This window comes from Thalassococcus lentus (assembly GCF_028023555.1).
In the GTDB taxonomy this organism is placed as follows: domain Bacteria; phylum Pseudomonadota; class Alphaproteobacteria; order Rhodobacterales; family Rhodobacteraceae; genus Thalassococcus_A; species Thalassococcus_A lentus.
Genome location: NZ_JAQIOY010000002.1, coordinates 165,099 through 179,141, shown reverse-complemented (window position 1 = coordinate 179,141; position 14,043 = coordinate 165,099). Strand labels below are relative to the sequence as shown.

Annotated in this window: 15 protein-coding genes; 6 read left to right on the top strand and 9 right to left on the bottom strand. The window is 59.4% G+C overall.

Annotated elements, in window-relative coordinates; genetic code table 11:
• Positions 1 to 71 precede the first annotated feature (71 nt).
• From PFY00_RS05975 to PFY00_RS05950, 6 genes are all read left to right on the top strand, one after another.
• Positions 72 to 851: an ABC transporter ATP-binding protein gene (locus tag PFY00_RS05975; protein WP_271431627.1), complete on the top strand. Its 780-nt coding sequence runs from the start codon at positions 72 to 74 to the stop codon at positions 849 to 851.
• 163 nt (positions 852 to 1,014) lie between these two features.
• Positions 1,015 to 1,734, top strand: coding sequence for an ABC transporter ATP-binding protein (locus PFY00_RS05970; protein ID WP_271431626.1), 720 nt, complete (start codon positions 1,015 to 1,017; stop codon positions 1,732 to 1,734).
• A gap of 1 nt (position 1,735) precedes the next feature.
• Entirely contained in the window at positions 1,736 to 2,137 is a 402-nt protein-coding gene (locus tag PFY00_RS05965; RefSeq protein ID WP_271431625.1) for a hypothetical protein, read from the top strand.
• Positions 2,134 to 2,496 (top strand): hypothetical protein, encoded by a 363-nt coding sequence (locus tag PFY00_RS05960; RefSeq protein WP_271431624.1) that lies wholly within the window; start codon positions 2,134 to 2,136, stop codon positions 2,494 to 2,496. Before PFY00_RS05965 ends, PFY00_RS05960 begins: the two co-directional genes overlap by 4 nt.
• A 103-nt stretch (positions 2,497 to 2,599) precedes the next feature.
• A complete protein-coding gene (locus PFY00_RS05955) occupies positions 2,600 to 3,610 on the top strand; it encodes a branched-chain amino acid ABC transporter permease (protein ID WP_271431623.1) in 1,011 nt (336 codons plus the stop codon).
• Positions 3,607 to 4,899, top strand: a complete 1,293-nt coding sequence (locus PFY00_RS05950; RefSeq protein ID WP_271431622.1) for a branched-chain amino acid ABC transporter permease — start codon at positions 3,607 to 3,609, stop codon at positions 4,897 to 4,899. Before PFY00_RS05955 ends, PFY00_RS05950 begins: the two co-directional genes overlap by 4 nt.
• 22 nt (positions 4,900 to 4,921) lie before the next feature.
• Here the strand turns inward: PFY00_RS05950 and lpxB are convergent, their stop codons facing one another.
• The 9 genes from lpxB to dxr all read right to left on the bottom strand — a co-directional run bounded on the left by lpxB (position 4,922) and on the right by dxr (position 14,042).
• Positions 4,922 to 6,085 carry a lipid-A-disaccharide synthase gene (gene lpxB / locus PFY00_RS05945; RefSeq protein ID WP_271431621.1) on the bottom strand — a complete coding sequence of 388 codons (1,164 nt, stop codon included), beginning with the start codon at positions 6,083 to 6,085 and terminating at the stop codon, positions 4,922 to 4,924.
• Complete coding sequence (locus PFY00_RS05940; protein ID WP_271431620.1) at positions 6,085 to 6,873, bottom strand: LpxI family protein; 789 nt, start codon at positions 6,871 to 6,873, stop codon at positions 6,085 to 6,087. The genes lpxB and PFY00_RS05940 overlap by 1 nt, the downstream gene beginning before the upstream one ends.
• A gap of 5 nt (positions 6,874 to 6,878) precedes the next feature.
• Positions 6,879 to 7,667 carry an acyl-ACP--UDP-N-acetylglucosamine O-acyltransferase gene (gene lpxA / locus PFY00_RS05935; RefSeq protein ID WP_271431619.1) on the bottom strand — a complete coding sequence of 263 codons (789 nt, stop codon included), beginning with the start codon at positions 7,665 to 7,667 and terminating at the stop codon, positions 6,879 to 6,881.
• A complete protein-coding gene (gene fabZ / locus PFY00_RS05930) occupies positions 7,664 to 8,125 on the bottom strand; it encodes a 3-hydroxyacyl-ACP dehydratase FabZ (protein WP_271431618.1) in 462 nt (153 codons plus the stop codon). Before fabZ ends, lpxA begins: the two co-directional genes overlap by 4 nt.
• Positions 8,126 to 8,206: 81 nt before the next feature.
• Complete coding sequence (locus tag PFY00_RS05925; protein WP_271431617.1) at positions 8,207 to 8,794, bottom strand: OmpH family outer membrane protein; 588 nt, start codon at positions 8,792 to 8,794, stop codon at positions 8,207 to 8,209.
• A gap of 4 nt (positions 8,795 to 8,798) precedes the next feature.
• Positions 8,799 to 11,168: an outer membrane protein assembly factor BamA gene (gene bamA / locus PFY00_RS05920; RefSeq protein ID WP_271431616.1), complete on the bottom strand. Its 2,370-nt coding sequence runs from the start codon at positions 11,166 to 11,168 to the stop codon at positions 8,799 to 8,801.
• A gap of 117 nt (positions 11,169 to 11,285) precedes the next feature.
• On the bottom strand, positions 11,286 to 11,417 hold the full coding sequence (locus PFY00_RS05915) for a hypothetical protein (protein ID WP_271431615.1): 132 nt from the start codon (positions 11,415 to 11,417) through the stop codon (positions 11,286 to 11,288).
• A 95-nt stretch (positions 11,418 to 11,512) separates the two neighbouring features.
• Complete coding sequence (rseP, locus tag PFY00_RS05910) at positions 11,513 to 12,856, bottom strand: RIP metalloprotease RseP (RefSeq protein WP_271431614.1); 1,344 nt, start codon at positions 12,854 to 12,856, stop codon at positions 11,513 to 11,515.
• Positions 12,857 to 12,872: 16 nt separating this feature from the next.
• Complete coding sequence (gene dxr, locus PFY00_RS05905; protein WP_271431613.1) at positions 12,873 to 14,042, bottom strand: 1-deoxy-D-xylulose-5-phosphate reductoisomerase; 1,170 nt, start codon at positions 14,040 to 14,042, stop codon at positions 12,873 to 12,875.
• Position 14,043 lies beyond the last annotated feature (1 nt).

Below are 14,043 nucleotides of genomic sequence, written 5' to 3'. Positions count from 1 at the left end.
CGGCCCGGACATCCGGGCCGTTTTCACAAGACCAAAGACAGCGTCCAAACGCTGCATAAGGGGATATCATCGTGATCCGGGTTGAAAACCTGCACCGCCACTTTGGCGGCTTCAGAGCTGTTGATGGTGCATCGCTTGAGATCGCTACGGGATCAATCACCGGGCTGGTTGGCCCGAATGGCGCAGGCAAGACCACGCTGTTCAATGTGATCGCCGGGGCACTGCCACCCACATCCGGGCGCGTCTTTATGGATGGCGAAGACATCACCGGTCTGCCCCCGCACGCCTTGTTTCACAAAGGCCTGCTGCGCACATTCCAGATTGCCCATGAATTTTCATCCATGAGCTGCCGCGAGAACCTGATGATGGTGCCCGGCGGACAATCCGGGGAACAGCTCTGGAACACCTGGTTCGGACGCAAACGCATTGCCGAGGAAGAACGCGCGCTGCGCGCCAAGGCGGATGAAGTCCTTGAGTTCCTGACCATTTCACATCTTGCAGACCATCCGGCGGGGGCTGTTTCGGGCGGGCAGAAAAAGCTGCTGGAACTGGGCCGCACCATGATGGTGGACGCCAAGATTGTTTTTCTGGACGAAGTTGGCGCCGGTGTGAACCGGACCTTGCTGAATACCATCGCCGACACGATCCAGCGTCTGAACCGCGAACGCGGGTATACCTTCTGCGTGATTGAACACGACATGGACTTTATCGGTCGCATTTGTGATCCGGTGATCGTCATGGCTGAGGGCAAGAAGCTGGCCGAAGGCACGCTGGACGAAATCAAGGCCAACGAGCAGGTGATCGAGGCCTATCTGGGCACCGGACTGAAAAACAAGGAAGCGGCCACATGATGCTGACGGGCCAACGAATGCCTGTGCCGGTACAGGATTGCGCCGCCCAAGGGCGTCGCCGTAGGGCGCGCGGGCCTGCGGCCCACGCGCGGGGCTCTGCCCCGTCGCCGCACGCGCCGACTCCCCGGGATATTTGGGGCACAAAGAAACACGGGAGATCAGCATGAGCGGCGAGCCATTCTTGATCGGTGACAGTATGACCGGTGGCTACGGGAAATCCGGCCCGGACATTCTGCACGACTGCACTATCGCCGTTGAACGCGGAGAGATCGCGGTGATCGTCGGGCCCAACGGAGCTGGCAAGTCGACGGCGATGAAGGCTGTTTTCGGAATGCTCAATTTGCGGCAGGGCGCTGTGCGCCTTGATGGGCAGGACATTACCGAACTCAGCCCGCAGGCCCGTGTGCGCAAAGGCATGGGGTTTGTTCCGCAGACGTCGAACATCTTTACCTCGATGACGGTCGAAGAGAACCTGGAGATGGGGGCATTCATCCGCGAGGATGACTACCGCGAAACCATGGAGCAGGTGTTCGAGCTGTTTCCGATCCTGCGTGAAAAACGCGCGCAGGCTGCGGGTGAGTTGTCGGGCGGTCAGCGCCAGCAGGTGGCTGTGGGCCGGGCTTTGATGACCCAGCCAAAGGTCCTGATGCTGGATGAACCCACCGCCGGGGTTTCGCCCATTGTGATGGACGAACTTTTTGATCGCATCATCGAAGTGGCCCGAACCGGGATCTGCATATTGATGGTGGAACAGAACGCCCGGCAGGCTCTGGAGATCGCGGATAAAGGCTATGTGCTGGTGCAGGGCGCGAATGCGCATACAGGCACTGGTAAGGATCTGCTGGCCGACCCGGACGTGCGCCGCTCGTTTCTGGGGGGCTGATGTGGGATGGCGTATTTGGAAAAAGAAGAAGCCCGGACGCATGATCATGGCTGCGGCGATCCTTTGCGCTTTGGCTTCGGGAGCCCGGGCAGGCACGGTGATGACCTATGCCTGCGATCTGGCGCAGGAGGGCGCACAGATGCCGGTGCGCTTTTCTCTGGACCGCGCGCAACTTGCGCCGCCGATATCGCGGGACGAGCCACCGCAGCGGGTTGTGGCCAAGGTGGATCTCAACGGGCGCAAATTGGTGGCCGAGGCGGTCGCCCTGCCCGGCGGCTGGGCCGGATTTCATGCCGATACGCCGCCGGACGTCGATATACTGATGATCGTGGACCCCGAAGGATCGGCCTCGCTGAGCTTTGGACGGGACATGTGGCGCGGAACATGTGAGGTGGACCAATGAGAAATCTTCAAACCCTTGCGGGCCTGTTGATCATGACGCTTTCAGCCAACCCGGTTGCGGCGCAGACGCTGAGCTGTCTCTTTACGACCGAATGTCTGGACACCGAAGGGTGTCAGGAAACCAGCTACGAGGTGACCTTTGGCGCGATGGAAGACCGGTTTTTGATGTCCGGCATCGCCGGTGAGAGAGCCTTTGATCTGCTGAGCGAAGAGGAGGGCCACCGCGCCTTTGCCTCAGGCGCGAGCAATGGCGCTGTTGGGCTGATGACCCTTCTGAGCGATGGTGCGGCCACATACACCGAAGTCGGTCTTTTCGAAGGCTCTTATGCGGTTCGCTATCACGGAAGCTGCACACAATGATGGGACTGTGCCGTGACATGACACACCGTCTGGCCGCCACAATACGCGCCGCTGATGGGTGTGCGCTTACGCACGCGCGACCGAATTTGGGATTGGAAATCTGATGGATCTGCTCAATGCAATCGTAGCACTGGCCAATTTCGTGCTGATCCCGGCCGTTGCCTATGGCAGCCAACTGGCGCTGGGGGCGCTGGGGGTCACGCTTATCTATGGCATTTTGCGCTTTTCGAATTTTGCCCATGGCGACACCATGGCCTTTGGCACGATGGTTGTGGTGCTGGTGACATGGTGGCTGCAATCGCTGGGCATATCGCTGGGGCCCCTGCCCACAGCTCTGTTGGCCATTCCCTTCGGGATCGCTGCGACGGCGGTTCTGGTCTTGGCTACGGATCGGGCTGTCTATCGGTTCTATCGCAAGCAAAAGGCCAAACCGGTCATTCTGGTCATCGTCTCGATTGGGGTCATGTTTATCTACAACGGCCTGACCCGCGTCATTCTGGGGCCCGATGACCAGCGGTTCGCCGATGGAGAACGTTTCATTATTTCGGCGCGCGAATTCAAGGCAATGACCGGGTTGAGCGAAGGGCTCGCGATCCGCACAACACAGGGTATTACCGTCGTGACCGCGATCATCGTGGTGGCCCTGCTGTTCTGGTTCCTGAACCGAACCCGCACCGGCAAAAGCATGCGGGCCTATTCAGACAATGAAGATCTGGCGCTGCTCTCTGGTATCAATCCTGAAAAGGTTGAACGCGTCACGTGGTTGATTGTGGCTGCACTGATCACGGTGGCGGGTGTGCTGTACGGTCTCGACAAGAGCTACAAGCCTTTCACCTATTTCCAATTGCTGCTGCCGATCTTTGCAGCCGCGATCGTCGGCGGTCTGGGCAATCCATTGGGCGCCATTCTGGGCGGGTTCGTCATCGCCTTTTCAGAGGTTGGCATCACCTATGCTTGGAAGAAGGTGCTCGGCTACGCCCTGCCCGACAGTCTGGCGCCTGACAGCCTCGTTCAGCTGTTGTCCACCGACTACAAATTCGCGGTCAGCTTTGTGATCCTCGTGATCGTCCTGCTGTTCAAACCCACCGGTCTGATGAAAGGCAAAGCGGTATGACACAATCGGTCAGAACAATCGCATTATTTGCAATGGTTGCCCTTCTCATTCTGGGCACTGGTTTCCTGCAAAGCTGGAACACCGCTCTGCTGATCCTGAACATGGGACTGGTCAGCGCAGTCATGGCGCTGGGTGTAAACCTGCAATGGGGCATCGCAGGTCTGTTCAACGTGGGTGTCATGGGTTTTGTGGCGCTGGGTGGATTGGCCGTTGTGCTGACCTCCATGCCCCCTGTTGGAGCGGCTTGGGCCGCTGGCGGGGTGCGGGTGTTGCTGGCGCTGGCTGCGGGCGCGGGTCTGGTTGTTGCGGCCGTCTACCTGTGGAAACGTCTGCGCAAGGGATGGGCCGTGGCGGCGTTGCTGCTGGGCGGGTTCTTTGTCTACCGGGCCATCCTTGATCCCGCCGTCGAAGCCATCGAAGCCGTGGATCCGGCGTTGGCGGGATACCTTGGAGGACTGGGTCTACCGGTTGTTTTGGCATGGCCTGTCGGTGGATTGCTCGCCGCCGGGGCGGCTTGGGTGATTGGCAAGACGGCGCTGGGTTTGCGCTCGGACTATCTGGCGATTGCGACGCTGGGAATTGCTGAAATCGTGATTGCTGTGCTCAAGAACGAAGACTGGTTGGCCCGCGGCGTGAAGAATGTGATCGGCCTGCCTCGCCCTGTTCCCTATGAAGTGGACTTGCAGAATGATCCCTCATTCGTCGAGCGCGCCTCGGGACTGGGGCTTGATCCGACAACTGCGTCCACATTGACCGTCAAACTGGGGTATTCTCTGCTATTTGCCGCGGTTCTTATCGTCCTGCTGGTGCTGGCGCAGTTGGCCTTGAATTCGCCGTGGGGCCGCATGATGCGCGCCATTCGAGACAACGAAGTATCGGCACGCGCCATGGGCAAGGACGTCACCGCGCGTCACTTGCAGGTCTTTGTTCTGGGCAGTGCCATTTGCGGGATTGCAGGGGCCATGATGACCACGCTGGATGGGCAGTTGACCCCCGGCACCTATCAGCCCTTGCGTTATACATTCCTGATCTGGGTTATGGTGATCGTAGGCGGCTCGGGCAACAACCTTGGGGCTGTTCTGGGCGGTTTCCTGATCTGGTTCCTCTGGGTTCAGGTGGAACCGATGGGGCAAGGCCTGATGACCCTGATCACCGCAGGCATGGCCGATGGAAGCGCGCTGAAGGACCATCTGCTCAACAGCGCGCAACATCTGCGCCTGCTGACCATGGGGGTCATTTTGTTGCTGGTGTTGCGGTTCAGCCCGCGCGGGTTGCTGCCTGAACGCTGATCGCACTGCGCCCGTACGCCGGTCAGGGCTTGCGATCGGCGCTCCGGCGGATTCCATCCAGTACTGCGCGCGCGGCGCGTTCACCCGGGCTTGGCCCGCCGCGCCCCAATCGATCCATGGTCAATTCCATGGCCGCATTCTGGGATTGCGGATCGTCCAGAACATCCAGAACTGCATTGGTAATGGCGACCGGATCACAATCCTTGCCGATGAATTCGGGCACGGACCGGTCCTCTGACACCAGATTGACCAGGGTCACAGTATCCACCAGCAGCATCCGCCCGATGATCTGACGGCTGAGCCAACTCATGTCGTAGGCGATGACCATCGGTGTCCCCGCTGCCGCCAGTTCAAGCGACACAGTGCCGGAGGCCGCGACAGCGACATCCGCCGCCCGGAACGCAGCCCGTTTTTGCGCACCATCCACATCAGCCCGCGGATCAAGGATGATCGGATCACCGGGCCAGTTGCGCGCTGCCTCCTGAACCGTGTCCACCACTTGGATGCCAGCGGGCACAATCAGACGCATCTCAGGGCGTTGGTCGTGCAGACGCCGCGCCACATCGGCAAAAATCGGGAGCAGCCGCGCCACTTCGGACCGGCGCGAGCCCGGAAGGATCAGTGCAGACGGGCCCTGAATGCCCTGCGCCTGCCTGAAGGCTTGGGCTTCGGCCGCGCTGGCCTGAGGATCCATCACAACCGGATGCCCAACGAAATCGCATTCCATCCCGGCAGCCTGCATATAGGGCGGCTCAAACGGTAGAACCGCCAGCACCTGATCGATATGCGCAGCCATCTTATCCGCGCGCTTTGGACGCCACGCCCAGACTGTGGGCGCCACGTAATGGACACAGCGCACATCCGATGCTGCTTTGACGAGTCGAGCAACGCGCAGGGAAAACTCGGGCAGATCAATGGTGATCAAGACATCAGGCTGTGCGGCCACAACCGCGTCCGCCGTTTCACGAATGCGCGCCTTGAGATGCCGGTATTCCTTCAGGATTTCACCGATCCCCATGATCGAGATTTCATCCATCGGGAACAGGCTTTGCAGCCCTGCCTCGCTCATGCGTGGCCCGCCGATGCCTTCAAAGGTCACATCGGGCACCAAGGCCCGCAAACCCTCTATGAGGGCTGCGCCCAATTTATCACCCGAGGCTTCGCCGGCTGTGATGAATACGCGCATCAGAGCGCCCTTTCCCGGATCCACAACGACAGCCCGGCCTGATCCAGAGTGGCCAATGTTTTTGGAGCATCCAGAACCATGACGCCGCCCGCTTCGATGATCAGCCCGGCCAGCCCTTTTTCGGCGGCCCGTCGGGCGGTGTCCGGCCCGACGACCGGTAAATCCGCGCGCCGGTCCTGGCCCGGTTTGGTGGCCTTGTAGAACCACGCACCACGCGCCGGCGCGCCCAGTCGGACGAGCATCGCATCGGTTCCGCTGATGTCTTCGCGCGCAATCGTTTTGCCGGGCGCAACGACACAGGCCTGCCCCAGATCGGCCTGCCCCTGTTCTATGCTTACAGCATCGCCTTGCAGGGCGGCCTGTTCGGCTTCTGCATCCGGTTTGGCGACGGTTGGCACGCCAGCCTGCAACAACAGCGCAGGCGCGGCCTCATGGGCCGCGACAACGGTAAAGCCGCCCGCCTCCAGAATACTGATGGCAATCCGCAACGCGCTGTCGTCGCCACTGCGCAAAGCCTTGAGAATGCGAGGAAGCAAAAACAGCGTGCGCGCATCCATGCGCCACCAGCGCACTTGCGGGCGCGACACGGCTCCACACAGACACACATGCGTCACGCCCTGCGCGCGCAGCCAACGCATGAAACCACCCAGCCGCTCAAGATCAAACACGCGATCCGGCGCGACCGAATCCGGCGGCGAAGACCCCAAGGCGCAAATCAACGGTGGTTCGGGCTGCGCGGCGGCCACAGCCCCAGGCAAAGCCCCTTTGCCGGCGATCAAAGCCAGCATACGGGTCAACCCGGCGTCAGGAACGACCGATCGCTATCGCCGAGAACGAAATCGACAATCTGCTGAACATAGTCGCTTTGGGTTTCCGCGCCCAACCGGCGCGCACGATCCTGAAAGGCACCCTCGCCCTGTGCCAGCATCTGAAACGCAGCCCGAAGGGCGGTGATGTCGCTGCGGTCCACGCCCTTGCGCTTGAGCCCGACAAGATTCAGGCCATCCAGCTTGCCGCGTGGCGCCTGAACGAGGCCATAGGGGATCACATCATTGGTCACCATGGTGACAGCACCGATGATCGCACCCTGCCCGATCCGCACCCACTGATGCACACCGGACAAACCGCCAATGATCACGTCATCTTCGAGCACGCAATGTCCGGCCAAGGCGGCCGAATTCACGACAATCACCCGATTTCCAACCTGCGCATCATGGGCAACGTGGCAGCCTGCCATGAACAAGCCATCATCGCCCACACGTGTGACGCCGCCACCACCTTCGGTGCCGGTGTTCATCGTGACATGTTCACGGATCCGGTTGCGTTTGCCGATGACCAAACGGGTCTCTTCGCCTTTGAACTTCAGATCCTGCGGAATCTCACCGATCACCGAAAACGGAAACACGATCGTTTCTTCGCCAATCTCGGTCTTGCCCGAAACGACAACGTGGCTTTTCAGCTCAACACGGTCGCCCAGAACAACCGAAGGACCGATGTGGCAAAACGGGCCAATCACACAGCCTTCGCCAATCTGCGCACCGTCCTCGATGACTGCGCTCGGATGAATGCCTGTCGCGCTCACCCGGGCAAATCCATCATGGCGGTAAACTCGGCTTCGGCTGCCATTTCGCCTTCAACTTCGGCTACGCCGCCGAACTTCCAGACCTTGCCACCGGGCTTGCCGCGCAGCGTTGTCAGGCGCATGCGCAACTGATCGCCGGGCACCACCTTGCGGCGGAACTTACATTTGTCGATGGACATGAAGTAGACCTTCATTTCCTTGTCCGCCATATCCAGCGCGGTTCCCACCATCACGGCAGCAGTCTGGGCCATGGCCTCGACAATGGTGACTCCGGGCATGATAGGCAGACCGGGGAAATGTCCTTGGAAATGCGGCTCGTTCATGGTGACATTCTTGATGCCGACTGCCGATTGCGTGCCTTCGATCTCTTCGACGCGATCCACCAGCAAAAACGGATAACGGTGCGGAAGAATGCGCTGGATCAGTTGGATATCGGCGCTCAGATGGGTGTCACTCATGGAAAGCCTGCCTTCGTCTTTTGTGCATATGTCCCTAGCAACGACCGCCCGAGAGAGCAAGGCGCAGCGCAAGGCCCAGTGTCATTGGTCTTGTTCCGGCGCGGCCCCGTCACCGATTGTGCGGTCAATCCGTTCAATGGCCTGATCCGTGATGTCGATGAAATCCGCCGACAGGAAAACCGCCCGGCGGTCCAGAACGATTGTCGCTCCGGATTCCTGCATCAATCTGTCGATCACAGGTCGGGCGATTGCCAGAAACCGGCGGCGTTCCTCGTCGCTGCGCTGGCCCAAAGCGCGGGCCTTTGCGTCCTGCTCGTCCCGCAAACGCTGAACCTTTTCGTCAAAGGCGTCTGCCAACGCTCGGAACTCTGCCGGCTCCATCTGGCTGCGCTGTTCGGTCAGCTGGCGTTCTTCTTCGGTCAGTTCCGCTTCTATAGCGCGGTTCTGGGCGTTGATGTTCGCGCTTTCGGCCTCGGCCTCGCGGGTGAACCGCTGGCCAAAGGCGCTTTGCGTGAACAGACGGTCAAATTCGACAACCAGAATGGAGCTCTGCACGTCGCCGGTGTCAAACACGCCGCCAATCTGCTGAGCCGTCGCCGGTACAGGCACCGCAAGCTGCGCGAGCATCGTCCCGCAGACCAAAGCCAGCAAACGGCTCAGACCAAGCATGAGATCAGAATTCAGTCGAGATGGTCAGGTTGAAATTCAGCGGCTTGTCGTTCTTTTGCTTTTTGACAGCTTCCGAGAAGTTCAAACGGAGCGGCCCGATCGCGCTGTCCCAGAAGATCGAAACACCAACCACGTGACGTGCGTCGAACCCTTCGGACACGATGTTCCCCGCACCCGCCGCCATTGTGGAGCCATCAAGCCCCCAGACCGAGCCGATGTCATAGAACACACCGCCGGAAATACCGTATTCTTCCGGAAGACCAACCGGGAATTCTGCTTCGAACTTTGCAACGGCAAAGAAGTTGCCGCCCAGTGGGTCATTCACGCCACCGCCGATTTCCCTTGGACCGATCCCTCCGTATTCGAAACCGCGCATGACGCTGGTGCCGATCTGGAAGCGGTCGATGGAGCGGCTGTTGCCCTTGGAGTAGCTCAGAGCGCCCCCTTCAAAGCTGGCCCGCAACGTGACCTCTTCGTTCAGGATCTTGGTCTGAGCGACGGCCTTGGCCTGTGTCTTGATATAAGTGCTATCGCCGCCGAGGCCTGCGAAGTCCTGTCCAAACTCAAGCAAGACACCCGCATTCGGGTTCAGACCGGTGCGACGTGTGTCGTAGCTGTAGGTATAGCCAAGATAGCTGTCGAACCGCGGACCTTGGGCAATTTCGGACGCGATCACATTACCAATCGCACCGTCACCCGGATCCAGCATTTCCGTGAAACGCAGACCATAGCGCAGCTGCAGGCGCCCGTTTTCAGAAACCGGGAAGCTGAAGGACGGCTGGAACAAGCCTTCGGCGGTGTCCCAATCGGCGGCAAGGCCATCGGTTTCGAAATAGCTGAGGTCGAGGCCGAAGGCGACGTTGCGCCCAAGGAATGCAGGCTCAAGGAAGCTGAATGAATAGTTCCGGGCCGAAGACGAGGTGTTGAAACCGAGGCTGAGTGCCTGGCCACGACCCAAGAAGTTGCGCTCGCTGAAGGAAATCGCAGCGCCAAAACCATCTGTGGTCGAATAGGAGCCACCGAAACTAAGCGCACCGGTCGGCTGTTCTTCAACATCCACATCCACGATGACCTGCTGCGGGCTCGAACCTTCACGGGCCTGAACATCGGACTTGCTAAAGAAACCAAGTGCCCGGATGCGTTCCGCACTTTCGCGGATAGCGCGTGGGTTGAAGGGATCGCCTTCGACCACGTCGAACTGGCGACGCACAACACGGTCAAGCGTGGTCGTGTTGCCTTCGATATCGATGCGCTCGACAAAGATGCGTTCGCCACGTGTTAGGTTGAATTCGACATCCAGCGTCAGATCGCGGTCATTGCGTGTGACCCGCGGATCAACGCGAACGAAGTTCAGGCCTTCTTTGATCGCGAGGCGTTCGAGACGGGCGATTTCGTTTTCAACGCGGGTGGGCGAATAAATCTGCCCTTCACGCAGCTTGACCCGGCTCTGGAACAGTTCGGTGTCCACATCCGGCAAATCGGACGTGACCGAAACCGCGCCCACAGCGAACTGCTGGCCTTCTTCGATATTGAAGGTCACGAAATAGCCGTCACGTTCCTGCGCCAGTTCGGCGTTCACGCCGGTGACACGGAAATCAACGTAGCCGCGGGCCTGATAGAAATCATTGAGCAGCTGCTTGTCGAACTCGATGCGGTCTTCGACAAAGGTGTCTTTGCGGATGAGCGCGCGCAGCAGGCCGGCCTGCTTGGTCTCCAGAACGCGGCGCAGGCGGTTGTCGGAATACACACCATTGCCCACGAAACCGATGCGCTCAATCTCGGACACGCCACCTTCGAAGACTTCAAACACCAGATCGACGCGGTTGTCGGACCGGCGAATGACCTTGGGAGAGACGCGCGCTGCGATCCGGCCCTGCTGGACATAAGCTTCGGAAATCGCCTGTGCGTCCGCTTCTGCAACGCGAGGGCTGAATACGCGGCGGGATTGCGATTGCACGATCGCGCTCAGGTCCTCATCCTTGATGCGGCGGTTCCCTTCGAAGGCGATACGGTTCACCGTCGGAAATTCCACAACCCGGATCACGAGGCGCGATCCCTGCGGGATGAGTTCGACAGATTCGAACAGGCCCGAGCCCAGAATGCGCTGATAGGCGTCGTTCAGTTCGGCACCGCTGATCCGTGCCCCGCGAGCAATGCCAGCGTAGGTCAGGATGGTTCCAGCCTCGATCCGCTGGTTTCCCTCGATTGTAACCGAAGTGAACGCATAAGATTGCGCATGCACAGGTGTCGGCAAAGTCGCAACACCAACCCCAGCTCCAAGGGCAATGGATACAGCCACTGCCTTGGCCACCTTGGCGACGTTCAACTTTTCCCCAGACCGGCGCAAATTTCGCGCAAAAATGACTTTGGTCATTGCAGCAAACCCAATATGACATCCCACGTTTTGTCAGTATCGGGAATGCGGGGGCTTGTCAAAACGCAGCTGCGCAAAAATTCCACATATTGTGGAGGCTTTGGTCGCAATCCTCACTCAGTGGAGCATTGCACCAAGGTAGGCGCCGAAAAACAGCGCGAAAACGATGGTGCAAATGTAGAGCAGCCGATCCCAGTTGATCGACACAAGAAGCCACATGCTGCGATAGCCGGCCTGAATGGTTTGCATGGGTCCAATTCCTCTACATTACGCAACTTTGGTAACGAATGATTCAGGCAGGAATAGGGCAACAGTTCGGGCAATTGTTGAATTGCCCGAAACAGTTACGGGCAAAACAGATCGTTTGTCAGTGCAAAGACCATCAGACCCAGGATAAGCGTCAGACCGATGCTCATCAGAACCTGAAGTGCACGGGGGCTTGGAGGGCGGCCAGAGACCGCCTCATAGGCATAAAACACAAGGTGTCCGCCATCCAGAACCGGAACCGGGAACAGGTTCAAAAGTCCTACGGCCGTGCTCAGAACGGCAATGAACCAGATAAAGCTCGCAGTGCCCTGGCTGGCCATATCACCAGAGGTTTCGGCAATCCCGATCGGGCCGGACAGATTGCAGGTGCTGATGGAACCGGTCGCCATGTGCCACAGCCCAGAGATCGACCCCTGCATGATTGCCCAGACCTGACCAGTTCCGGACATAAACGCTTCGCCAAATCCGGGGGTTTCCGTGGCTGGCTCAAAGGCGATACCGCCCACGATTCCGATTCGGTAGAAGGTCTTGAACGTGTTGTCGGGCTGCGGCTCATCCACCCGCTTTGGGGTCAGATCAATCGGCAAAATCTCGCCGTTGCGCCAAACCTCAAGCGCCAGTGTCGCGCCTTCAGAGCCCTCGACCCGCTGCTTGAGCTGATCAAAGGCAAAGATTTCCTGCCCATCGATGGACAAAATCACATCGCCCGCCTGCATTCCGGCGTCGCCGGCCGCTGAACGGGGCGCGATCTGAGTCGCGATTGGCGGATAGACATAGGGGCCTTCCACGGCCACTTCTTGGCCTGCGCGTTCAACGATGAAGTTCAACTGCGGCTGTTGCGGCAGCGCCTTCATAAAGGCCTCATAAGCCACAGGATCATCAAAAGCCGGGGGCGCCTTGCCCTCAACCTGCACAATCACGTCGCCGCTCTGCAATTCCTGCTGAGCTGGCAATGTGCGCAATTCCCCAACGGTCAGTGGTTCAGCCACGACGCCGCGGAACATGAAAACCGACGTGAAAATGATGATCGACAGGGCAAAATTGAACAACGGGCCAGCCGCCACAGTAGCTGTACGCGCCCAGAGCGGAGCGCCGTTCATTGTGCTTCGCCGTTCCTCGGCTGTCAGCGCGTCCATTGTGTCTTCGTCAACACCGCCCGAGGCATTGGAGTCGCCCCTGAATTTGACGTAGCCGCCAAAGGGAAGCGCCGCGAATTGCCATTTGGTGCCGAATTTGTCGACCCGGCTGAACAACACAGGACCGAAACCCAGCGAAAACACTTCGGGGAAGATGCCGGACCATTTGCCAATGATGTAATGGCCGTATTCGTGGATCGCGACAATGACGGACAAAGCGATCACGAAAGCGATCAGCGTCCAAATCAAACCGCCAAACTGCGGGATCAAACTGGTTAGTTCCAAGCGAAATGCCCCCGTTTCAGGCCTGTTGCTCTATAATGTCTCGGGCTGTCTGCCTAGCGAGATGGTCTGCTTTGAGGACCGTATCAAGTGTAAAATCGGCATCTTTAAGGCCTGTATGGGCCGAAAGAAGGGTGAGTGTCTCTTCCACGACGCCCGCCATGCGGGTGAATTTGATCTGACCGGCGATAAAGCCATCCAGCGCCGTTTCCTTGGCCGCGTTAAAGACCGCACCAGCCAAACCGCGCGCCTCCATCACTTCGCGCGCCAATCGAAGTGCAGGCCAGCGCGTCGTGCAGGCCTTGCGGAAATTCAGCTGGCCCAAAGCCGCCAGATCCAGTCGCGCCACAGGCAATTCCAGACGTTTGGGGTAGTGCAACGCGAACCCGATTGCGTGACGCATATCCGGGGGTCCCACGTGAGCCATCAGCGCTCCATCGTTGAAACCGACCAGTGCGTGGATCATGCTTTCGGGATGAACAACCGTTTCGATCTGCTGTGGCTCCAGATCAAAAAACTCCCGTGTTTCAATAAGTTCCAGCGCCTTGTTGAACATGGAAGCTGAATCGATCGTTATGCGCTGGCCCATGTCCCAGTTGGGGTGCGTTGCGGCTTCGGCTGGGGTGGCGTTTTCCAGCGCTTCGATTGGCCAGTCACGAAATGCCCCGCCAGAGGCGGTGATGATCACCCGTTCAACCGCTGCCATGTCTTCGCCGATCAAGGCTTGAAAAACAGCGGAGTGCTCGCTGTCCACCGGCAGGATGCTGCCATCATGAGCCTTGGCCGTCTGCATCATCAATGGCCCTGCGCAGACCATGCTTTCCTTGTTGGCCAGCGCAAGCGTCGCGCCCTGTTCCAAGGCCCGCAAACCCGGCTCTAACCCGGCCGCGCCCACAATCGCGGACATGACCCAGTCCGCGGGGCGCCCTGCAGCCTCGATCAACGCTTCACGCCCTGCGGCAACCTCGATCCCGGTTCCGGCCAGCGCATCGCGCAGCGCGTCCAGTTTGGTATCTTCCGCCGTGATCGCGATCTTCGCATTCAATCGCCGGGCATCCTCCGCGAGTTGGGCGATATTTTGCCCACCCGTCAGCGCAATCACATCATAAGCGTCAGGATCCCGCGCGATCAGATCAATAGTGTTCTGGCCGATAGAGCCGGTGGCGCCGAAAATGGAAACTTTGCGCATG